Here is a 22,284-nt window from a genome sequence, read left to right as displayed (position 1 = left end):
TTCGTCAGCGGCCACGGAAGTCCGGCCTGCGCTTCTCCCGAAAGGCCGCCAGCCCCTCCTTGAAATCGCCGGTGCGGCAGGACAGTTCGAGGTTGAAGAGCTCTTGCGTCATGGAATCGGCCAGCGAGGCATGCAGGCCGTGGTGGATCGCCTGCTTGGTCAGGCCGATCGCCACCGTGGGCGCCGACGCGAGCCGTGCCAGCAGTCCTTCGACGGCTTCGGTCAATTCGGCTTCGGGCACGGCGTCGTGGATCAGTCCCCAGTCGGCGGCGTCGGGCGCGGCCACCTTGTCGCCGAGCAGCAGCATCGACTTGGCCCGCGCCAAACCGACCAGCCGCGGCAGCAGCCACGTCGAGCCCGAATCCGCGCTGAACCCGCGATCGGCGAACGGCTCCCAGAACAGGGCGTCGTCGGCGGCGATCGTGAAGTCGGCGGCCAGGGCCAGATTGCAGCCGAGGCCGACGGCCCAGCCCCGCACGCCGCAGACGACCGGCAGCGCAATGGTGTGGACGAGGTCGATCACGCGGTGGGCGGCATGCGGGATACGGCGCACCAGGTGACCGGCGCGGGGGCGCTGCCCGTCGGCGTTCGTCGCCACCCAGTCCGCACCCGCACAGAAATCGTTGCCGGCGCCCTGGATGTGGATGGCGCGCAGGGCGTCGTCCGACGCGGCCGCGGTGAGCGCGTCGACCAGCGCGTCGATCATCGAATGGCTCAGCGAGTTGTGCCTCGACGGACGGTCCAGCGTGATTCGCAGGACCTCGCCGTCACGGCTCGTCTTTACCGTTCCGTCGGCAGCGTCAACCTCGTGAGTCACCGTCGAGTGGGCCCTTCCCCGGTTGATACGGTTACCGCTACAGTAAGCAATTCGATTGCTATCGTGTACAAGTTAGCGCAGAAAGGTCGCCGACGGAACAGGCGGCCGGTGAAGAGGGTGCATGGCGGAGGACAAACCGCAATACGGTGAACGGCCGCTGCCTCAGACCATCGCGTTCGCCGGCGCCGTCCGGCGCCTGACCGGACTGGTCCTGTCGCTCGAGCACTCCCACCCCGCCGTCGACGCGATGCTGGCCCAGTTCGGCCGGTGGGAGAACGAACTGGCCGCCGCGGTCCCCCCGGACAGCGCGCCGCGCGTCGGACCCGACGCGGACGACACCAAACGCGTCTACCTCGATCACGCCTTCGACGTCGGCGCGTACAACCCGTGCTATCCGGAGTACGAGTTCGACCGGCTTGACGCCGAAACCGCCTCCGGCCGTGTGAATTTCCCGCTGGTCTTCGAGGGGCCGCCGGGATTCGTCAACGGGGGATTCGTCGCGGTCTTCTTCGATTGCGTCACCCAGCACCAGAACTGCGCGGCGAGCCTGTCGGGCAAGACGCGTTGGCTGGGCGTCACGTTCCGGCGCCCCACCCCGATCCTCACCGACTTACGGTTCGACATCGTCCGGTCACCGGTCGAGCGGGGTGTCCGGTCGACGGCACGGCTGCTCCGCGGCGACGAAGTGCTCTGCATCGGCGAGTTCGATTCGCTGGCCGCCCGTCCCGAGACCCTGACCGGCTTTCACTTCGGCAAGCGACGAACCCGATGACGGTCCGGCGCGCCGCAACGCCCTCGCCGAAGGGGTGGACAAAACCATTGAGGCGAGGCTCATTTCGGGAAACGGTCGGCCGTGAAGAAAGTGACATGCGATGACCAGCGACGAGCGCGTACTGTTCGACGTCGATCCCGGCAAGCGGATCGCCACCATCACGCTCAACAACCCCAAGCAGCGCAACTCCTATGACGCCGCCATGCGCGATGCGATCGCCCGCTGCCTCGACCGGGTCGCCGCCGACGACGACCTGACCGTCGTGTTGTTGCGCGGCGAGGGAGGCGTTTTCAGTACCGGCGCGGACATGAACAACGCCTACGCCTGGTACGGCGACCGGGACGCGGCCGCGGCACAGCGGCGCCCGAGCCAGCGTCGTCGGCTCACGGTCGACCGGAACTCGTTCGGCTTCTACCACAACTTCATGGGCTTCCCGAAGGTCACGGTCGGCGAAATCAGCGGCTACGCCCTCGGCGGCGGATTCGAGATGGCCCTGATGACCGACATCTCGGTCATCGCGCGCGACACCAAGATCGGGATGCCGGCCACTCGCTTCCTGGGGCCGGCGCTGGGAAGCCTGCACATGTTCTTTCACCGGCTCGGCCCGGTCCTCGCGCGCCGGTTGCTGCTCACCGGCGACATCATCGAGGCGAGCGCGGTCGAGCATCTCGGCATCTTCACCGATACCTGTGCGGCCGAGATGGTTTCGGCGCGGGCCAGGTACTGGGCGGAGAAGGCGGCCAAGATGCCGGCCGACGGGGTCGTCATCGCCAAAGAGGCGTTCCGGTTGGTCGAGCAGAGCCAGGCGTATCAGGGCGAGGAAGTCGCGAGCTACCTCTTTCACGCGTTCGGAACGAACCTGCAATTCGCTCCGGGCGAGTTCAATTTCGTCAAGGCCCGGGCGGAACACGGCACCAAGGAGGCGTTCCGCCTGCGCGACGAGCACTTCGATGTCCCCGAACCGGAGTCGAGATAGTCGTGGCCGTGGTCACCGTCTGGCGCTTTCGCCGGTGTGGTGGGTGCTGTACCGTTGTAACAACAGTAAGGCAGTCGGGTAGTCGATCGGAAAGCGCACCGTGAACAACGAAGACATGATCCTGATCAGCGTCGACGACCACATCGTCGAACCGCCGGACATGTTCGAAAACCATTTGCCCACGAAGTACCTCGGCGAGGCGCCGCGGCTGGTGCACAACCCGGATGGCAGTGATACCTGGCAGTTCCGCGATGTGGTGATCCCGAATGTGGCGCTCAACGCGGTGGCGGGTCGACCCAAGGAAGAGTACGGGCTGGAACCGCAGGGCCTCGACGAGATCCGGCCGGGATGCTGGCGGGTCGACGAGCGGATCAAGGACATGAACGCGGGCGGGATCTTCGCGTCGATCTGTTTCCCGTCGTTCCCCGGGTTTGCCGGCCGGTTGTTCGCCACCGAGGATCACGAGTTCAGTTTGGCGTTGTTGCAGGCCTACAACGATTGGCATGTCGAGGAGTGGTGCGGGGCCTACCCCGGTCGGTTCATTCCGATGTGCTTACCGGTGATCTGGGACGCCGAGGCGTGCGCGGCCGAGGTGCGCCGCAACGCCAAGCGCGGCGTGCACGCGCTGACGTTTACCGAAAACCCTGCCGCGATGGGCCTTCCGAGCTTCCACGATGACTATTGGACGCCGTTGTGGAAAGCGTTGGTGGACACCGACACGGTGATGAATGTGCACATCGGTTCGTCGGGGCGGTTGGCCATCACCGCCCCGGACGCGCCGATGGATGTGATGATCACACTGCAGCCCATGAACATCGTGCAGGCCGCCGCCGACCTGCTGTGGTCGGCGCCGATCAAGAAATATCCCGACCTCAAGATCGCCTTGAGCGAGGGTGGCACCGGCTGGATCCCATATTTTCTCGAGCGGGTCGATCGCACGTTTGAGATGCATTCGGTGTGGACGCATCAGCACTTCGGCGGCAAGCTGCCCAGCGAGGTGTTCCGGGAGCACTTTTTGACGTGCTTCATCAGCGACCACGTCGGAGTCGAGCTGCGTCACCGCATCGGAATCGACAACATTGCCTGGGAGGCCGACTACCCGCACAGCGATTCGATGTGGCCGGGAGCGCCCGAGCAGTTGTGGGACGTTCTCACCACAAACAACGTTCCCGACGCCGACATCGACAAAATGACCCACCGAAACGCCATGAACTGGTATTCCTTCGACCCATTCGGCCAGCTGCCTCGTGAACAAGCCACCGTCGGCGCGCTACGTCGGGCCGCCCAAGACCACGACGTATCCATCCGCTCCCTGAGCAAACACCAACAGGGCGACCGGGCAACAAACGCACTCGCGCAAGCGGCCGGGGTGAATAGGTAACGGGTGCCGGACCCCATAATCGAGAAAATGCCGAAGCGTCGACCGTAAGAGTTTCGGCGGCAGGAGTGGACTCAGTTGGTCAAGGTGATGGCGGGCTTCCGGGTCCTCGAGGTCGCACAGTTCACGTTCGTCCCGGCGGCCGGCGCCATCCTCGCCGATTGGGGCGCCGACGTCATCAAGGTCGAGCATCCGGTGCGCGGCGACACGCAGCGCGGGTTTCTGCACATGGGCGGTTTTCGCCTCGACCCCGACCGGCACCCGCTGATCGAGCACCCCAACCGGGGTAAGCGCAGCGTCGGCATCGACCTGTCGACCCCCGGCGGGCAGGAAGTGCTGTACGAACTCGCGAAGGCCTCCGACGTGTTTCTCACGAACTATCTGCCGTCGGCGCGTCAGAAGAACAAATTCGACGTGGAGCATATCCGTGCCGCCAACCCGGCGATCGTGTACGCGCGCGGCAGCGCGTACGGGGACAAGGGAGCCGAGCGCGACGTCGGCGGCTACGACGGGACGGCGTTCTGGACCCGCAGCGGCATCGGCCACTCGCTGACGCCGGCCGAGCTGGGCGCGCCACTGGCGCAAGGCATTCCCGCGTTCGGCGATTCCATCGGCGGGATGAACATCGCGGGCGGCATCGCGGCCGCGCTCCTGCATCGCGAACGCAGCGGCGAGGCCGTCGAGGTCGACGTGTCGCTGCTGAGCACGGCGTGGTGGGCGGCGGGCGCGAGCGTGACGCAGGGCATGGACACCGGCGAAGCCATGCGCGCGGAGATGCCGAAATCCGGTGGTTCTGAGGTCAACCCGTTTCTGGGCAATTACCAGACGTCCGACGGCGGAACGATCAATCTGTGCATCGTGAGCCCCACCGGGTATATTCGCGACACGTTCGAACACCTTGGCATCGCCGAGGCGGCCGATGACGCGCGCTTCGCGACCGTGCTGGCGCTGATCGAGAACGCCGAGGCGGCAAGCGATTTGATCGCCGAGGCGATCGGGGGCAGGCCGTTCGAATATTGGTGCCGGCATCTTAAGACGATGAAGGGTCAGTGGGCGCCGTTCCAAAGCCTCGTCGACCTGGGCGCCGACGAGCAGGCCATCGCCAACGACATGATCGCCGAGGTGGAGGCCGCCGACGGCGGCCCCCCGTTCAAGGTCGTGCGCGGACCGGTGCAGTTCAACCATGAGCCGCTGGTCACCACGCGGGCCCCGCAGGCGTCCGAGCACACCGAACTGGTGTTGATGGAATTGGGCATGGACTGGGACCGCATCGAAGAGCTCAAGGACTCGGGCGCCATCGCCTAAGGGGTTGGCGCCAAACCTCATTGGGCCCCGGGTTGAGGACGGACAGCGAGAGGAGCGACATCGTGGCGACGGCAGGCCAGGCCCGGTCCTGGGCGCGAGGCGCCCTGCGTGGCATCGGCGACTCGTTGTATACCCCCTTTGCCGGTCCGGACGGTGACGAGATCGACTGGGACGCCTACCGCGAGCTCGTCCGCTACTGCGTCGCCGACCTCCAGCACCCCATGCTGTGGTGCACCAGCGGCGTCGGCGAGTTCTGGTCGCTGACGCTCGATGAGCGAAAGCGACTACTGGAGTTGGCGATCGACGTGGGCCGGGCGGCCAACCCCGGTCTGGTGGTGCAGGCCTGCACCACGGCGGCGTCGGTCAAGGATTGCCTGGAACTGACCCGGCATGCGCAACAGGCGGGCGCCGACATCGCCTACATTCAAACGCCGGTGATGGAGACCCACGGCGGCGAAGGGGTGCTGCGCTTTTTCGCCCACATCGCCGAGCGCACCGACATCGCGCTGGGCATGTTCAATTCGCCCTCGTCGGGATACGTGCTCACGGCCGCCGAAAGCGCCCGGATCTACGAGCAGATACCGGCGGTGTGCGCGACCAAGGAGGGGGCGTTTCGGCCCCGCAACAGCAAGGCGCTGCACGACCTGGCGCCGGGCCTGGTGATCTGGGAGTGCGACCTCACGGTGTACCGGGCGGGCTGGCTGCGCGCCGGCATCGTGTGCCCGGCTCAGCTCGGCACCGTCGGCTATCTCCACGAGACGCCGCAGCGCCGGATCGTGACCGAGTACTGGGATTTGGTCTACAACGACAAACTGATCGAGGCGATGGACTTCGCGCGGGAATCCGGAATGGATCGATTCGAGGCGGACATGGGCTCGTGGTTCACCTGCTATCCGGGAAGGCCCGACTACTTCACGCACTGGGGCGCGGCGTTCAAGCACGCCGCGGCGGTGCTGGGCCTGCCCATCGGCGGCTACCCGCATTCGCGGCCCCCACAGGCGCTGCTACCCGACGCGGCGAAGAGGCAGATCGAGGGCGCCTACCGGCGGCTCGGCCTCGTCGGAAAGCGCTAGCCGACAGCCGCTTTGATCAGGCGCTTCGCCGAACCGGCGGGGGCTTTGACGCGCGTTGCAGAAAGCTGTACCGATAGGTATACAGTATCTACTACGCGGCCACGTTCGGGTGGCCGCCGATGAAGGGGACGGGTCCGAATGAGCACCGACGGCAGCGTGGTTGCCGAACGCCCGATCGCGTCGAACGAGCCGGTGCTCTACGAGGCCCACGACGGCGGCGTCGCGGTGATCACCCTGAACCGTCCCGAGCGGATGAACGCGTGGGGCGGAACGTTGACGAGCGGATTCTTCCGCTGTATCGACGTGGCGGAGGCCGACCCCGACGTGCGCGTCATCGTGATGACCGGGACGGGGCGCGCGTTCTGCGCCGGTGCGTACATGGGCGATCTCGATTCCCTCTCGTCGACGACCGTCGAGTCGGCGAGCAAGACCAGCAAGACCCATGTGAGCGCCCTGGTGGCTGAAAAGCACCCGTATTTCCTCACGCAGCTGAGCAAGCCGGTGATCGCCGCGATCAATGGGTCGGTCGCCGGGATCGGCCTGTCGATGGCGTTGATGGCCGACATCCGCTTCGCGGCGGCGGGCGCGAAGTTCAGCACCTCGTTCGCGCGACGAGGGCTGGTCGGCGAGTACGGCATCTCCTGGATCCTGCCGCGGCTCGCCGGCTGGGGAGCCGCCGCCGACCTGCTGCTGTCCGGTCGCACCTTCCTCGCCGAGGAGGCCGCCGAACTGGGCCTGGTCAAGGAAGTGGTGCCGGGCGAGCGACTGATGGACCGGGTCATCGGCTACGCCGCGGACATGGCCAGCAATTGCGCGCCGAGCTCGCTGTCCGTGATGAAGCGGCAGCTCTACGCCGACGCGGAGCTCCCGATCGTCGAGACCAGCAACAGGGCCGAGAAGCTGATGCACGAATCGATGACCCGCCCCGACTTCATCGAGGGCATCACCGCTTTCTTCGAGAAGCGCTCACCGAATTTCCCGCCGCTGACCGCGCACGGCGGCCAAACTTAAGCAGCCGAGGAAGATTGAGAGGACGTCCGACCATGACGACGCTGGACTATCAGGCGATCGACGTCGACAACCACTACTACGAACCGCTGGACGCGTTCACCCGCCACCTGCCCAGGGAGTTCAAGCGCCGCGGCGTGCAGATGGTCAGGGACGGCAAGCGCACGTGGGCCGTGATCGGCGACCGGATCAATCACTTCATTCCGAACCCGACGTTCGACCCGATCATCGAGCCGGGCTGCCTGGACTTGCTGTTCCGCGGCGAGATCCCCGACGGCGTCGACCCCGCGTCGTTGATGAAGGTCGATCGGATGGAGAATCATCCCGAGTACCAGAACCGTGACGCCCGGGTGAAGGTCCTGGACACCCAGAACCTCGAGACGGTGTTCATGCTGCCGACGTTCGCCTGCGGCGTCGAGGAGGCCCTCAAACACGACATCGAGGCCACGATGGCGTCGCTGCACGCGTTCAACCTGTGGCTCGACGAGGACTGGGGTTTCGACCGTCCCGATCACCGCATCCTGTCGGCGCCGATCATCTCGCTGGCCGATCCCGAAAAGGCCGTCGAGGAGGTCGAATTCGTCCTGGACCGGGGGGCCAGGATGGTGCTGGTGCGGCCCGCCCCGGTGCCCGGCCCGGTGAAGCCGCGATCGTTGGGCGACCCGCTGCACGACCCGGTGTGGGCGCGGCTGGCCGAAGCCGGCGTTCCGGTCGGCTTCCACCTCAGCGACAGTGGCTATCTGGCGATCGCCGCGCTGTGGGGCGGCAAGTCCACCTTCGAGGGGTTCGGCAAGAAGGACCCGCTGGACCAGGTGCTGCTGGACGACCGGGCGATCCACGACACGATGGCATCGATGATCGTGCACCAGGTGTTCACCCGCCACCCGAAGCTGAAGGCCGTCAGCATCGAGAACGGCGCGTACTTCGTCTACCGGTTGATCAAGCGGCTCAAGAAGGCGGCCAATACCGCCCCCTACCACTTCAAAGAGGATCCGGTGCAGCAGCTGAAGAACAACGTCTGGATCGCGCCCTATTACGAGGACGACGTGAAGCTGCTCGCCGACACGATCGGCGTGGACAAGATCCTGTTCGGCTCGGACTGGCCGCATGGCGAAGGGCTCGCCGATCCGATGACCTTCACCGCCGACATTCCCCAGTTCCCGGAGTTCAGCGCCGAAGACACCCGTAAAGTCATGCGCGACAACGCGCTTGACCTGCTCGGCGTCAACGTTCCCGCGTCGGCGTAACGCGTCGCCGGGGTGCCGCCGATGAGCGAATGGACGATCGGGGCGGTCCTGGATGCGGTCGCCGACGCCGTCCCCGACCGGGTGATGACCATCTGCGGGGCCCGAAGAAGCACCTTCGCCGAGTCCGCGGACCGGACCCGCCGGATCGCTAACTACCTGGCGCACAACGGCTTCGGCGCACATACCGAGCGCGCCGCGCTCGGCAACTGGGAGTGCGGCCAGGACCGCGTGGCGCTGATCATGTACAACGACCTGTACCCCGACATGGTCGTCGCGTGCCTGAAGGCCCGGGTGGTGCCGGTCAACGTCAACCACTACTACACGCCGCGGGAGGTGGCCGACCTGCTGGCCTACGTCAAGCCCCGCGGCATCGTCTATCACCGCGGTCTGGGCGCCAAGTTCGCCGACGTCCTGCCCTGCGTGGGCGCCGACCTGTTGATCTCGGTCGACGACGGCAGCGACTACCCCGAGCTGGCCGGCGCCGTCACGCTGGAAGACGCGCTGGCCCAAGGCGATTCCGACCACGGCAACACGCCGTCACCGGATGACCTGCTGATGATCTGCACCGGCGGGACGACCGGCCGGCCCAAGGGCGTGCTCTGGCGGCAGTCCGACATCTACGTGATGTCGATGAACGGCGACGACCACGCGGCCGTCGACGAGATCCACCGGAAGGTACGGAACGCCGGACCGCCGTGGTTCGCGGTGTCGCCGCTGATGCATGCCGCCGGCATGTGGACCGCCTTTTCGGCGATCCTGTCGGGTCAGACGGCCGTCCTCTACGACACCCGGCAGAAGTTCGACCCGGCATCGGCGCTGCGGACCGCCGAACGTGAAAGGGTCGGCATGATGACGATGGTGGGAGACGCCTACGCGGGGCCGGTGGCAGAGGAACTCGGCCGCCGCGGCTACGACCTGTCGTCGCTGTTCGCGATCGGCACCGGCGGGGCGGCGACCAACCTCAAATACCAACGGGCCCTGCTGGAATACCTGCCGCACATCACGCTGATCAACGGCTACGGCTCCTCGGAGACGGGGAACATGGGTTTCGGGCGCAGCAGGCTGGGCGCCCACGCGGACACCTTCACGTTCCGGCCCGGCGGCCTGGTGGTGTCCGAGGACTACACCCGGTTCCTACAGCCGGGCGAACCCGAGGTCGGCTGGGTGGCCCGCACCGATCGCATCCCGTTGGGCTACTTCGACGATCCGGCCGCGACCGCCGAGACGTTCCCGGTGGTGCGGGGGCGGCGGGTGGTGATATCCGGCGACCGCGCCAGCGTCGACCCCGACGGCACGCTGCGGCTGTTCGGCCGGGATTCGTTGGTGGTCAACACCGGCGGCGAGAAGGTCTTCGCGGAGGAGGTCGAAGAGGTGCTGCGCGCGCACCCCGCCGTCGCCGACGCGGTGGTGGTGGGCCGCGAAAGCGAGCGCTGGGGACAGGAAGTCGTCGCCCTGATCGAGCCGCGCGACGGAGCCGAGCCCGACGACGCGGCGCTGCACGCGCACTGCACGGCCGAGCTGGCGAGGTTCAAGGCGCCCAAGGCGTTCATCGCGGTCGACCGGGTGCGCAGGCTGGGCAACGGCAAGGCCGACTACCGATGGGCCAAACAGATAGCGACACAGCTGGTTCCGGCGTCGACGAACGTCGCCGGCGCCCCGGGGAGCGCAAGGACAACTCGACGATGACGCATGGTTCGGCCCGACCGGTCATCGACTGCCTGGTCAATGTGCACTTCGGCGAGACGGACGTGCAACCGGAGTTCATGACGAAGGTCCGCGACGACTACTTCAAGGGCCCCGCGTCGATGTTCGATCCCGTGGACCTGTCGGAGTTGCTCGGCGAGATGGACGAACACGGCGTCGAAAAGGCCATCCTGATGGACAACCTGGCCAAGCCTTCGGTGACCGCCCGCAAGTTCGTCGATGCGCGCCCGGACCGTTTCGCGCTGGCCATGGGCGGCGTCAACCTGCTGCGTCCGGTGGCGTCGCTGCGGCAGCTGGCCTCGACGGCGGCCGACCTGCCGGTGGCCTACGCCGTGGTGGGTCCCAGCTTCTGGGCCGACGGCCAGTACCCGCCCAGCGACGCCGTGTACTACCCGCTGTATGCCAAGTGCGCCGAGATCGGCCTGCCGCTGTGCGTCAACACCGGCATCCCGGGGCCGCCCATCCCCGGCGAGGTGCAGAACCCGATCCACCTCGACCGGGTGTGCGTGCGCTTCCCGGAGCTGAAGCTGTGCATGATCCACGGCGCGGATCCCTGGTGGGACGTCGCGATCCGGATGCTGATCAAATACCGGAACCTGCGCCTGATGACCTCGGCGTGGTCGCCGAAGCGGTTGCCGGACAGCCTCATCCACTACATGCGCACCCGGGGCCCCGACAAGGTGATCTTCGCCTCCGACTGGCCGGTGCTGCGCCAGCATCGCGTGGTTCCCGAGGCCAACGCCCTCGACCTGCCCCCGGAAGTCCTTGACAATTACCTCTACGACAACGCCAACGAGTTCTTCTTCGGCGGTGGCGCGCGGCCCGACCAGAATCAGGAGCGGTGAGGCGATGGATCGCTACGAGCTACGCCGGCAGGACTACAGCCTGACCGAGGACCACAAGGCCCTGCAGGCCGCCTACCGCCAGCTGCTGGAGGCCCACTGCCCGATCGAGACGGTGTGGGCCGCGCAGGACACCGGGTTCGACAAGAGCCTGTGGGAGCGGTTGTGCGCCATGGGCGCAACCTCCATGGCGGTCGGCGAGGACGCCGGCGGTGACGGGGCGACCCTGGTGGATCTCGCGCTCGTCGCCGAGGAACTGGGCCGGGCGCTGGCCCCGGTGCCCTGGATCGACCACGTCTGCGCCGCGCGGCTGACCGAACGACTCGGCGCCGTCGAGGCCGACGTGATCGAGGGCGGCCGGATTCTGGGGCTCGACGCCGCACCGGAACCCGTCGCGGGGCCGCGACTCGTCCCCTCGGCTGCGGTCGCCGACGGCCTCGTCGTCCGCGACGGCGACGAGGTGGTCCTGTTGACGTTCGCCCCCCGGCCCGCGCGGGTGCCCAACATCGGCCAGCTGCCGATGGCCTGGGTGGACCCCGGCGCGGCCGATTCGCGGACCGTGCTGGGTTCGGGCCCCGAAGCCGTTGCGGCGCACCGTCGCGCGCTCGACGAGTGGCGGCTGTTGACGGCCGCGGCGCTGGCCGGCCTGGTCGAGCAGGCGATGACCATCGCGGCCGAGTTCGCGAAATCCCGGTACACGCTTGGCGTTCCCATCTCGACGCTGCAGGCGATCTCGCATCCGCTGGCCAACATGGCGATCGTCGTGCAGGGCGGCCGTAACCTCGCGCGGCGCGCCGCCTGGTTCCTCGACAACGAGCCCGGCGAGCGCCCGGAACTGCCCGGCTGCGCGTTCGTGTTCATGGCCGAGGAAGCGGCCAAGGCGGCCACCATGGCGGTGCACATCCAGGGCGGCCTCGGGGTGTCCACGGAAGCCGCGGCGACGGCGTATCTGGTGCGGGCCCGCGGCTGGCCGCTGGCCGGGGGCGATCCCGGTGTCACGGCCAGGCACGTGGGGCGGCTCGTCGCCGAACGCGAAAGCGCCGCCGCGATCTCATCCGTCTCCGTGTAAAGGATTATTGGACAATGGATTTCAGCCGAGTAGAACTCGACGACGACGACACGGCGTTCCTCGCGGAGGTGCGGGCCTTCCTCGCCGAGCACGTGACCGACGAGGTTCGCCGGCGCGACCGCGAAACCGGGGACAACTTCGACGAGGGCGTGCACCTGGCGATCGGCGCGGCCGGTTACCTGGAGAAGGAGTGGAAGCCGGCGGCCGACGGCGGATTCAGCCGGGTTCGCCGCCGCATCTGGGAGCTCGAGAAGCGCCGGGTGCATACGCCCTGGGTGACCTGGGGTACGACGGCGATGGTGGCGCGCGCCGTCGCGACGTTCGGCAGGCCCGAACTCGTCGAGGAGGTGCTGCCCAAGGTCTTCAGCGGGCACGTGCGAATGTGCCTGGGCTACACCGAGCCCGAGGGCGGATCCGACGTCGCGACCTGCAAGACCCGGGCGGTGCGCGACGGCGATCAGTGGGTGATTAACGGCTCGAAGATGTTCACCACCGGCGCGCACAACTGCCAGTACGTCTTTCTCATCACCAACACCGACCCGGACGCTCCAAAACACAAGAGCCTCACCATGTTTCTGGTGCCCCTCGACCTGCCGGGAATCGAGATCCAGGGCATCCGCACCGTCGACGGCGACCGCACCAACATCGTGTACTACAGCGACGTTCGGGTCGACGACAAGTACCTGCTCGGTGAGGTCAACGGCGGCTGGACCGTGCTGCGCGGGCCGTTGGACACCGAACACGGCGCGGTCGCCGCGGCGCCGGACGGATTGCAGGACGTCGCGATCATGGCGCACCAGGCCGGGTTCATGTCCGCGGCGGTGGACGCGGTGGCGGCCACGGCCGCACGCCCGGGCCCGGACGGGGTGCGCCCGGTCGACGACGGGTCGGTGGCATACCGGCTGGGCCGCAGCGTCGCCCGCGTGGAGGCGGCGCTTTCGACCCCGAGCATCTTCGGCCGCGTCGCGCAGGCGCAGGCCATGCGCGACATCGCGCCGGATCTGATGGACATCGCCGGGCCCGCCTCCGCCTTGCCCGTCGACACCGACGGCGCCGCCGACGACGGGGCCGCGGAATATCTCTACCGATTCGCCCCGCTGGCCGGGATCTACGGCGGCACCCTGGAGGTCTTCCGCAACATGATCGCCCAGCACGCGCTGGGCCTCGGCAAGCCCAGCTACGCGGCACCGGCCGGAAAATAGCAGCCCCGCGAGCAGACACAGACTCGCACACGATCGCGCGAATCGATGCGAGTCTGTGTCTGCTCGGCGGTGAAAGTTTCAGGTAGTCAGGATCGTCGCCGCGGCCGTGCCGGGCGCCCCATAGAGCTGGGTGAAGCCGACCCTGGGTTTTCCCGGAACCTGACGGTCCCCGGCTTGACCACGGAGCTGTCGGACGATTTCGTGGATTTGGCGCAGGCCCGACGCGCCGATCGGCTCGCCGTTGGCGATCAGGCCGCCGTCGGTGTTGACCGGCATCGAACCGCCGATCTCGGTGACGCCGTCGGCGAGCAGCTTTTCCTGATCGCCGTCGGCGCAGAAACCGCACTCGGCCATGTGGATGATCTCCGCGCCGGCGTCGGTGTCCTGCAACTGGATCACGTCCACGTCGTCCGGACCCACACCGGCCCTCTCGAAGGCGGCCTTGGCGGCATACACGGTGGGTGCCACGTCCTCCTCGACCGGGGCGAAGGTGGTGTTCACCTCGTAGGCGCCGTATCTGCGCGTGCGCACCTCGACCGCCTTCAGATAGACGGGCTTGTCCGTGTAGCGGCGGGCGATGTCGGCCCGGCACATCACCACCGCCGCCGCGCCCTCGTCCGGCGCGCAGAACATGTACTGGGTGAGCGGATAGTTGAGCATCGCCGAGTTGAGGATTTCGTCCTCGGGGATCGGCTTGCGCCGGAACGCGTTCGGGTTCAGCGCGCCGTTGCGGAAGTTCTTGGCGGCGACCCTGGCCAGGGTCCGCTGCGAAATGCCATGGTCATGCAGGTAGCGGTTGGCCTTCATGCCGAAGAACTTAGTGGTGAGGTACTGGCCGTTCTCGGCATACCAGCGCGGCATTCCGACCAGCGCGGGATCCTCGGTGAACGCCCCCTTGGGGTGCTTGTCCAGTCCGACGGCGATGCCGATGTCGTAGTCGCCCAGCCGAATCCCGTCGGCACAGGCCTTGGCCGCGCTGGCCGCCGTGGCGCAGGCGTTGAAGACGTTGGTGAACGGAATCCCGGACAGGCCGACCATCCCGACGATCGCGTCGGGGTTGGCCACCGTCCAGCTGCCACCGGTGGCCGCTTGGATATCACCCCATTGCACGCCGGCGTCCTCGACCGCGGCGAAGATGGCGTCGACGCCCATCCGCATCGCCGTCTTTCCTTCGAATCGGCCGAAGGGGTGCAGGCCCACGCCGATGATGGCCACGTCGTTCATTGCGCTTCCCGCTTTCCTGCCGGGGTCCGCTGTCGGCGTTCTTGACCGATCCGGCGGCTTGACCGTAACGATGCCAGAAATACTTGTCTATACTACTGTAACCATTACCGTTGATCGTGCCGAATGGGCCTGGCGACGCCCCCTAGCGAGCTGGGAAGGGACAGGAGATGACCACATCGGAGTTGGCCGTCGACGGTGCGCTCGGGGATCGGCCCGCCGACATGCACGCCCTGTTCGCGCGTCAGCGTCGGGCCCATGCCGAGGGGGGTCCGCCCGGCCTGACGGTGCGGCTGCACCGGATCGACCGGCTGCTCGCGCTGGTCCTTGACAACACCGACGCGTTCGTCGACGCGATGGGCGCCGACTTCGGCACCCGTTCGCGCGCGGCCTCGCTGTTTACCGAGCTCGTCGGCATGATTCCGGTGATCGAACACACGAGAAGCCATGTGGCGCAGTGGATGAAGGCCACCAAGCTGATGCGGGCCGCGCGGATGTTCGGGCTCAAGGCCCAGGTCGAGCCCACACCCCTCGGGGTGGTGGGCATCATCGGGCCGTGGAACTTCCCCCTGAATCTCGTCGTGCTGCCGACGGCGGCGGCGTTCGCGGCGGGCAACCGCGTCCTGATCAAGATGTCGGAGATCACCGCGCGGACCGCCGCGCTGATGGGGGAGCTTGCGCCGCGCTACTTCGACCAGGCCGAGCTCGCGGTGGTGACCGGTGGGCGCGACGTCGCGGCCGCCTTCTGCACCCTGCCGTTCGACCACCTGTTCTTCACCGGATCACCGGACATCGGTGCCCTGGTCCAGCGCGCGGCGGCGCAGAACCTGGTCCCGGTCACGTTGGAACTCGGCGGCAAGAACCCGGTCGTGGTCGCCCCCGACGCCGACATCGACACGGCGGCGGCCCGTATCGCGGCGGCCCGGATGGTCAACGGCGGCCAGGTCTGCGTGTGCCCGGACTACGTGCTCGTGCCCGAAGGCCGCCTGGATGCGTTCGTCGACCGCGCGCGCCGGGAGCTTCGCCGCATGTTCCCGTCGATCGTCGCCAACGCCGACTACTGCTCGTGCGTCAACGAACCGAACTTCGACCGGGTCCTGGGCCTGCTCGACGACGCCCGCGGCAAGGGAGCATCGGTCGAACCGGTTGCGCCGCCGGGGGAGTCGCTGCCGGACCGGGCGTCGCGCAAGATCGCGCCGACGATCGTGCGCGGTGTCAGCGAGGAGATGCGGATCGCACGCGAGGAGATTTTCGGGCCGGTGCTGGTCGTCATGGGCTACCCGACGTTGCGGGAGGCGACCGGCTACATCAACGACCGGCCGGCGCCGTTGGTCGCGTACTGGTATGGCCCCGATGGGGACGACTTCCGGCGTTTCGTCCGCGGCACCCGCAGCGGCGGGGTGGCCCGCAACGACTTTGCCGCCCAAATGATCCCGTCGGCTGCGCCGTTCGGTGGCGTCGGCCGCAGCGGGATGGGGGCGTATCACGGCAAGGCCGGTTTCGACGCGTTCACCCACTACCGGACCGTCGTCGGTTCGGACCTTCCGTTCAGCATCACCGGGACGGCGGCGCCGCCGTTCCGCAGGTCCATGAAGCTGTATGCGGCCGCGCAGCTCCGGTTGGCGCGCAAGAGAACTCGTCGTCGCATCGCGCACGCGAGTTCGACGCACGGATGGGGGGCGAGCGCATGACCACCGCCACGGTGCTTTTCGACCCGTTCTCCGAGGATTTCTTCAACAGTCCTTACGAGACCTACCGCCGGATGCGTGAGGAAGCTCCCGTCTATTACAGCCAGGAGTACGACTTCTACGCCCTGACCCGCCACGAGGACGTGGCCGCCGCGTTCAAGGACCATGAGACCTACTCGTCGGCCTACGGGGTGGACCTCGCCCAGGTGCGCAAGGGCCACGTGACCGAGCACGGATCGATCATCGCCATGGACCCGCCCGCGCACCGCCGCATGCGTGGCCTGTTGAACAAGGTGTTCACTCCGCGCGCGATTCAGGCGTTGCGGCCGTTGGTCGCCGACGTCATCGACAAGCACCTGTCGGCGGTGAATCCGGAAGGTTTCGACTTCGTTCAGGACTTCTCGGCGCTGTTTCCCGTCGACGTGATGGCCAGGCTGCAGGGCGTGCCGGAGGACGATCGCCAACAGATCCGGCTGTGGATCGACGACCTGCTGCACCGCGGCCCCGGTGAGGTCGAGATGAGCGAGGCTGGTCAAAAGTCGGCCGTCGACATGGCCATCTACTATTACCGGCTCATCAAGCAACGCCGCGAGAATCTGGGCGACGATCTGCTGAGCAAGCTGATCGAATCGGAGATCGAACGCGACAACGGCGAGATGACGCCGCTCGACAACGTCGAAATCACCGAATTCGCCACGCTATTGGGTGGTGCCGGCGCCGAGACTGTGACCAAACTGCTGGGCAACGCCGCGGTGGTGTTCGCGAAGAATCCGGACCAGTGGCAGAAACTGCTCGACGACCGCGGCAAGATCCCGCTGGCCGTCGAGGAGCTGCTGCGTTACGAGGCGCCCGCGCAGTACAACGTGCGATGCTCGTTGCGTGCGGTCACGCTGCACGGGGTGACGATCCCCGCCGGCAAACCGGTGTTCCTGGTCGGCGGTTCGGCCAACCGGGATCCGTTGGCGTGGACCGATCCCGACGCCTTCGACATCGATCGTGACCGTACTCAGGCGCAGAATCTGGGCCTCGGCTACGGCATCCACAGCTGCCTCGGCGCCGCCCTGGCGCGCATGGAGAGCGCGATCGCGCTGGACCGGATGCTGGATTTCATGCCCCGTTACGGGGTCGATTGGGCGGGCTGCAAGCGGGTCAACATGCAGAACGTGGCGGGCTGGAGCAACGTGCCGGTCCGCGGCGTGCCGCGAACCGGCGTGTCGCGTTCGCGATGACGGCAATGTCAACTGCCGCAATCAAGATCGATGGGGGCATCCCCATGGATCTTGCGCGCGTGCCGGGGGCCGCGGCCGCGCTCGAGCGGCGGCGCTACGACGGATGTTGGTGCGGTGAGATCAGCCACGATCCCTTTTTGCCCATGTTGCTGGCGGCCGAGCACACGTCGACGATCGAATTGGGCACCGGCGTCGCGGTAGCGTTCGCGCGCAACCCCATGACCGTCGCCACGGTCGCGTGGGACCTTCAGTCGTATTCGAACGGCCGGTTCATCCTCGGCCTGGGTACCCAGGTCCAGGCCCACATCGAGAAGCGCTTCAGCATGCCCTGGAGCCAGCCGGTGCGGCGGATGCGCGAGTTCGTCCTGGCGCTGCGCGCCATCTGGGACTGCTGGCAAGCCGGATCCCGGCTGAGCTTCGAGGGTGATTTCTACGCGCACAAACTCATGACGCCGATGTTTACCCCCGAGCCGCTATCGTGTTCGCTGCCAAAGGTATTCGTGGCGGCCGTCGGCGAAGCCATGACCCGGATGTGTGGTGAGGTCGCCGACGGCCTGATCGCCCACGCGTTCACCACCCGCCGGTACATGGACGAGGTGACCCTGCCGGCACTGCTTGCCGGCATGCGGCGGTCCGGTCGCGGGCGCGGTGATGTCGCGGTGTCCTGCCCGGTGTTTGTCGTGACGGGGCGAACCGAATCCGAGATGACCGCCGCCGCCGTAGCCACCAGAAAGCAGATCGCCTTCTACGGGTCGACACCGGCTTACCACAGGGTGCTCGATTTGCACGGCTGGGGCGAGCTGCACACCGAGCTGCACCGGTTGTCCCGGCGCGGTGAATGGGACGCCATGGGCGCGCTGATCGACGACGAGGTGCTGGGCGCCTTCGCGGTAGTCGCTCCAGTCGACGAACTCGCCGCCGCGCTACGAGCCCGGTGTCATGGCCTGGTCGACCGTGTGATGCCGGCGTTTCCGGCGGCCCTCCCGTCGGACGTGGTCGCGGGGGTCGTCGCAAAGTTGCGCCAGGACGACAGTTCTGGGGCACGGCGCTAGAAACTTTCAACATAGCGGAGACGTCGTGGTGGTCACATGTGTCACTCGCGTCTCGGCGTCGGAGGCACGTACTCTTCTGCCCGCCTCATAGCGACAATCCGTTGCGCCGCTTGCGTTGTCGCGCAGAGGCGGGCACGTCGGTGTGCCGGCTAGTTACCGATGTGACACCTGGGGATTGACGCGCCACCTTGGCCCACCGCGGCCTATGTGAACACCAAACCGAGCCATCCGACGCTCATGCCGATGAGCCCGTTACGAATTCCCCTGTCCGGCCTGCTCGCGCGCCCACCGGTAGTCGGCCTTGCCCGACGGGCTGCGCTCGATCACCGCACGGAACACGACCGCCTTGGGAAGTTTGTAGCGGGCCAACGACTTTGCCGCGTGCGCGACCAGGTCGTCGGCGTCGGCGTGGGCGCCCTCGGCGAGCGCGACCACGGCGACGACCTCCTGGCCCCAGCGCTCGCTCGGGCGCCCGGCGACCACCACGTCGGCCACCGCCGGATGCGACGCGATCGCCGTCTCGACCTCCTCGACGAAGATCTTCTCACCGCCGGAATTGATGGTCACCGAATCGCGGCCCAACAGCTCGATCGCGCCGTCGGCGCGGTGGCGCGCGCGGTCGCCGGGTACCGCGTAGCGCACCCCTTCGATCACCGGGAAGGTCTTGGCGGTCTTGGTCGCATCGCCCTTGTAGCCCAGCGGAACGTAGCCCCGCTGCGCGAGCCAGCCGATCCCGCCGTGACCCGGCCGTAAAATCGACGACAGGTCTTCGGTCGCGACGAACGTGTCGGGTCCGGCGTTGAAGGTGCCGGTCGATACCGCCCCCGACAACGACATGTGGTGCATCTGCGCCCCTGTCTCCGACGATCCGACGCCGTCGACGACGACGGCGTTCGGCAGCGCTTCGATCAAGCGTTGCTTGACGAACGGCGTCAGCAGCGCGCCGCCATTGGCGACCACGGCCAACGACGACACGTCCGCGATGCCCTTCTCGATGGCGGCCACCAGCGGTCGGGCCATCGCATCACCGACCACCGTCACCACCGTCACCCGCTCACGCTCGATGGTGCGCACGACGTCCTCGGCATCCAAATGGTCGACGACCGAAGGGAAAACGACGGACTGCCCGGTGGTGATCGCCGTCATCACGCTCCACTGGGCCGCGCCGTGGATCAGCGGCGGCAAGATCATCAGCTTGGTTCCCGGGCCCCCGACCGCCCCGGCCACGATCTCATCGACGGAGCCAAAGGGCTCGCCGGTCATGAGGTTCCGCCCGCCGAAGGACGTCATGAAGATGTCGTGCTGGCGCCACAGCACCCCCTTCGGCATCCCCGTCGTGCCACCGGTGTAGAGGACGTACAGGTCATCGGGTGAGTGCCGCACCGCGGGAGGTTTCGGCGAACTGGGTTCCAGGGCGGCCTCGTAATCCACTGCGCCGTCGAGCAACTCGTTGCCCGAGTCGTCGGCGATCTGAATCAGCACGCGCAGCCGCGGCAGGTCCGGCAGGATCTCGGCCACCCGTGGCGCGAACGCGGCATGGTAGAGCAGGGCGGTCGCCCCGGAGTCCGTCAGCAGATACTGCAGCTCGTTTTTGACGTACCGGTAGTTGACGTTGAAGGGGGCCACGCGCGCTTGGAAGCTGCCCAGCAGCGCCTCGACGAATTCGTTTCCGTTGTACGCGTAGAGGCCAAGCAGGTCCTGGCCCACCTCGTGGCCGGCGAGCGCGGATCGCTCGGTGTGGCACCCCAGTCCCCGCGAGTGCAGATACGCAGCGAGCCGGTTCGACCGCTCGATGACCTGGGCGTAGCTGTAGCGCCGTTCACCCCGGATCACCAGGTCGCGGTCGGGGATCGCGGCGGCGACGCCCTCCGCGACGGCGGGCACCGTGAATTGCGTTGTGCTGTCCACTATTTCCTTTCCGCCGAGCAGACGCAGAATCGCACGCGCAAGCCTTGCGCGGTGCGATTCTGCGTCTGCTCGCGCAACCAACTCGGGGCGGTCATGGCCGCGTCCACGCCCGGAGCAGATCGTCGGTCGTGGTGATGGTCGCCAGCAGCGACAGCGTGTTGGCGATGACGGCGGCGCCATATTCGGCGGGTATGCCGGCGACGGCGTCCTTTGGGACGATGACGTGATAGGCGGCGTTGACCGCGTCCATGACGACGTTGGGGATCGCGATGTTCAGCGAGACGCCGACCACGACAATGGTGGACACCCCGAGGTTTCGCAGCACGGCGTCGAGGTCGGTGCCGCCCATCGGTCCGACGCCATGCCACCGGCTCAGGACCAGATCGCTTGGTTCGGGCCCTAGTTCGGGTAGCAGCGCGGCCCCGGCAGTGCCGGGAGCGATGTCGACGGAGCCTTTTCCGGGGCCGCGGCCCCGGCTGAAGATCTTGGCGTTGTGGTTGGAGCCCAACCCGTCGGGCCGCCGCCGCACCAGGCAGTGCACGACGCGCACCCCGGCCGCTCGCGCCGCCGGCAACAGCCGCACGATGTTCGGCAGCGCGACCCGGCGCGCCTCGTCGGCGAGCAGCGCCAGCCCGGCGTGCGGGCCGACGACCGCGCCCTGGCACTCCTGGGTGACGATCGCGGTGTGCCCGGGCGCGGCGAGCTCGGCCAATGGTGTTGTCATGCCGACGCGGTAGCCCCCGGCGGGATGTCATAGAACTGCGTCGCCCACTTCCGCAGCGCCATATACGGTTTCGCGTCCACCCTGGACAGCGCGGGAAGCTCGACGTAGCGCTGGTAGCGCCAGATGTTCAGGTCGTCCCACACCGTGCTGAGGTGCTGCCGCTCGACGCGCTCGCGCAGGTGTTCGGGTGGCGCGTCAGAGGTGTCGCCGGGGTTTCGCGGCCACCAAATCGAGTAGAACATGTTGGAGCTGGCGTCGTCGACGGGTGTGCAGGCGAAGATCAGCCGATGGTCCGATGCGCCTTCGAACGCGCTGATGGCGCCGCCGAGCCCGAACATGTGGCTGTGGATCCGCAGCGCCATCTTGTCGGGATCGTCGCTGCCGGCATCCGGCCAGCCGGTGAGGAAGCGCCACTCTTGGTCGACGATCTTCCAGTCGAGCATCCTCGGTGTCACCGTCGCGTGGTGCACGTAGCGGAAATGGGCACTGTCCGGCCCGTTTTCCGCCACGATCTGGGGGTGCACCGGTTCGCCCTCGGCGAGCCGGGAGAACTCCGGGTACGGCCGGTAATACGCGGCGGGATCGGTCTCGAACTGCGGGAACGAGGTGAAGATGTCCGGCATTTCCCATTGCGGCTGCATGCCGTGCGGGTGGTGCCAGACGAAGACGCAGTCGTACTGCTCGACCACCGGGAACACCCGCAGCCGCAGCGCGCGGTTGGGCCGGTCGGGTTGATACGGGATGTATCGGTTGGTGCCGTCGGGACCCCAGCGCCACCCGTGAAAGGGGCACTCGACGCAGTCGTCGACCACGGTGCCGCCGTGGCCGATGTGTGCGCCCAGGTGTTTGCAGTGTGCCTCCAGGATGTGCAGTTCACCTTGGTCATCGCGGTAGGCGACTAGGTCCTCGCCGAAATAATGCAAGGGCCGGGTCTCGCCGACCGGAAATTCCGGGGACCACCCGACCATGAACCACCCGGTGACCTTCCAGGTGAAGGGGACTCTCACGGCGGCGCCTCCCGGGTTCATGGATACTAAATTCGTTACAGTATAGATTTCAGCAGTTCGGC

19 protein-coding genes are annotated in these 22,284 nt (G+C 67.4%); 14 read left to right on the top strand and 5 right to left on the bottom strand.

The window, feature by feature from the left end:
* Window positions 1-4: 4 nt before the first annotated feature.
* On the bottom strand, window positions 5-817 hold the full coding sequence (locus K3U93_RS17210) for an enoyl-CoA hydratase/isomerase family protein (RefSeq protein ID WP_071510108.1): 813 nt from the start codon (window positions 815-817) through the stop codon (window positions 5-7).
* 121 nt (window positions 818-938) lie between these two features.
* Between K3U93_RS17210 and K3U93_RS17205 the strand changes: the two genes are divergently transcribed.
* The 11 genes from K3U93_RS17205 (at window position 939) to K3U93_RS17155 (ending at window position 13,393) form a co-directional block, all read left to right on the top strand.
* On the top strand, window positions 939-1,589 hold the full coding sequence (locus K3U93_RS17205) for a hotdog family protein (RefSeq protein ID WP_071510109.1): 651 nt from the start codon (window positions 939-941) through the stop codon (window positions 1,587-1,589).
* 100 nt (window positions 1,590-1,689) lie between these two features.
* Window positions 1,690-2,565: an enoyl-CoA hydratase/isomerase family protein gene (locus tag K3U93_RS17200; protein ID WP_071510110.1), complete on the top strand. Its 876-nt coding sequence runs from the start codon at window positions 1,690-1,692 to the stop codon at window positions 2,563-2,565.
* Window positions 2,566-2,665: 100 nt separating this feature from the next.
* Window positions 2,666-3,946 (top strand): amidohydrolase family protein, encoded by a 1,281-nt coding sequence (locus K3U93_RS17195; RefSeq protein ID WP_071510111.1) that lies wholly within the window; start codon window positions 2,666-2,668, stop codon window positions 3,944-3,946.
* A 75-nt stretch (window positions 3,947-4,021) separates the two neighbouring features.
* Complete coding sequence (locus K3U93_RS17190; RefSeq protein ID WP_139797015.1) at window positions 4,022-5,248, top strand: CaiB/BaiF CoA transferase family protein; 1,227 nt, start codon at window positions 4,022-4,024, stop codon at window positions 5,246-5,248.
* 62 nt (window positions 5,249-5,310) lie between these two features.
* Complete coding sequence (locus tag K3U93_RS17185; protein ID WP_083010936.1) at window positions 5,311-6,321, top strand: dihydrodipicolinate synthase family protein; 1,011 nt, start codon at window positions 5,311-5,313, stop codon at window positions 6,319-6,321.
* A gap of 138 nt (window positions 6,322-6,459) precedes the next feature.
* On the top strand, window positions 6,460-7,332 hold the full coding sequence (locus tag K3U93_RS17180) for an enoyl-CoA hydratase (protein ID WP_083010937.1): 873 nt from the start codon (window positions 6,460-6,462) through the stop codon (window positions 7,330-7,332).
* Window positions 7,333-7,364: 32 nt separating this feature from the next.
* Window positions 7,365-8,576, top strand: a complete 1,212-nt coding sequence (locus K3U93_RS17175; protein ID WP_083010938.1) for an amidohydrolase family protein — start codon at window positions 7,365-7,367, stop codon at window positions 8,574-8,576.
* 21 nt (window positions 8,577-8,597) lie between these two features.
* Complete coding sequence (locus K3U93_RS17170) at window positions 8,598-10,262, top strand: acyl-CoA synthetase (RefSeq protein WP_083010939.1); 1,665 nt, start codon at window positions 8,598-8,600, stop codon at window positions 10,260-10,262.
* Window positions 10,259-11,125 (top strand): amidohydrolase family protein, encoded by an 867-nt coding sequence (locus K3U93_RS17165; RefSeq protein WP_071510117.1) that lies wholly within the window; start codon window positions 10,259-10,261, stop codon window positions 11,123-11,125. Before K3U93_RS17170 ends, K3U93_RS17165 begins: the two co-directional genes overlap by 4 nt.
* A 4-nt stretch (window positions 11,126-11,129) precedes the next feature.
* A complete protein-coding gene (locus tag K3U93_RS17160; RefSeq protein ID WP_071510183.1) occupies window positions 11,130-12,191 on the top strand; it encodes an acyl-CoA dehydrogenase family protein in 1,062 nt (353 codons plus the stop codon).
* A 14-nt stretch (window positions 12,192-12,205) separates the two neighbouring features.
* The gene (locus tag K3U93_RS17155) at window positions 12,206-13,393 is read left to right on the top strand and encodes an acyl-CoA dehydrogenase family protein (RefSeq protein ID WP_083010940.1); all 1,188 of its coding nucleotides are present in this window, start codon (window positions 12,206-12,208) and stop codon (window positions 13,391-13,393) included.
* A 78-nt stretch (window positions 13,394-13,471) separates the two neighbouring features.
* Here K3U93_RS17155 and K3U93_RS17150 read toward each other — a convergent pair whose 3' ends face one another.
* A complete protein-coding gene (locus tag K3U93_RS17150; protein WP_083010941.1) occupies window positions 13,472-14,617 on the bottom strand; it encodes a thiolase family protein in 1,146 nt (381 codons plus the stop codon).
* A 221-nt stretch (window positions 14,618-14,838) separates the two neighbouring features.
* Between K3U93_RS17150 and K3U93_RS17145 the strand changes: the two genes are divergently transcribed.
* The 3 genes from K3U93_RS17145 to K3U93_RS17135 are packed head-to-tail and all read left to right on the top strand — an operon-like array spanning window position 14,839 to window position 18,583.
* Window positions 14,839-16,305, top strand: a complete 1,467-nt coding sequence (locus K3U93_RS17145) for an aldehyde dehydrogenase family protein (RefSeq protein WP_230981693.1) — start codon at window positions 14,839-14,841, stop codon at window positions 16,303-16,305.
* Entirely contained in the window at window positions 16,302-17,531 is a 1,230-nt protein-coding gene (locus K3U93_RS17140) for a cytochrome P450 (protein ID WP_071510184.1), read from the top strand. Before K3U93_RS17145 ends, K3U93_RS17140 begins: the two co-directional genes overlap by 4 nt.
* Window positions 17,532-17,575: 44 nt before the next feature.
* A complete protein-coding gene (locus K3U93_RS17135) occupies window positions 17,576-18,583 on the top strand; it encodes an LLM class F420-dependent oxidoreductase (RefSeq protein ID WP_230981362.1) in 1,008 nt (335 codons plus the stop codon).
* Between the two features lie 252 nt (window positions 18,584-18,835).
* Here the strand turns inward: K3U93_RS17135 and K3U93_RS17130 are convergent, their stop codons facing one another.
* The 3 genes from K3U93_RS17130 to K3U93_RS17120 all read right to left on the bottom strand — a co-directional run bounded on the left by K3U93_RS17130 (window position 18,836) and on the right by K3U93_RS17120 (window position 22,222).
* Entirely contained in the window at window positions 18,836-20,494 is a 1,659-nt protein-coding gene (locus tag K3U93_RS17130) for an acyl-CoA synthetase (RefSeq protein ID WP_083010994.1), read from the bottom strand.
* Window positions 20,495-20,582: 88 nt separating this feature from the next.
* The gene (locus K3U93_RS17125; RefSeq protein WP_083010944.1) at window positions 20,583-21,215 is read right to left on the bottom strand and encodes a cysteine hydrolase family protein; all 633 of its coding nucleotides are present in this window, start codon (window positions 21,213-21,215) and stop codon (window positions 20,583-20,585) included.
* Window positions 21,212-22,222: an aromatic ring-hydroxylating oxygenase subunit alpha gene (locus K3U93_RS17120; RefSeq protein ID WP_083010995.1), complete on the bottom strand. Its 1,011-nt coding sequence runs from the start codon at window positions 22,220-22,222 to the stop codon at window positions 21,212-21,214. Before K3U93_RS17120 ends, K3U93_RS17125 begins: the two co-directional genes overlap by 4 nt.
* Window positions 22,223-22,284 lie beyond the last annotated feature (62 nt).

It is taken from the genome of Mycobacterium malmoense (assembly GCF_019645855.1).
Lineage (GTDB): Bacteria > Actinomycetota > Actinomycetes > Mycobacteriales > Mycobacteriaceae > Mycobacterium > Mycobacterium malmoense.
This window is presented reverse-complemented; position numbering and strand designations above follow the sequence as displayed.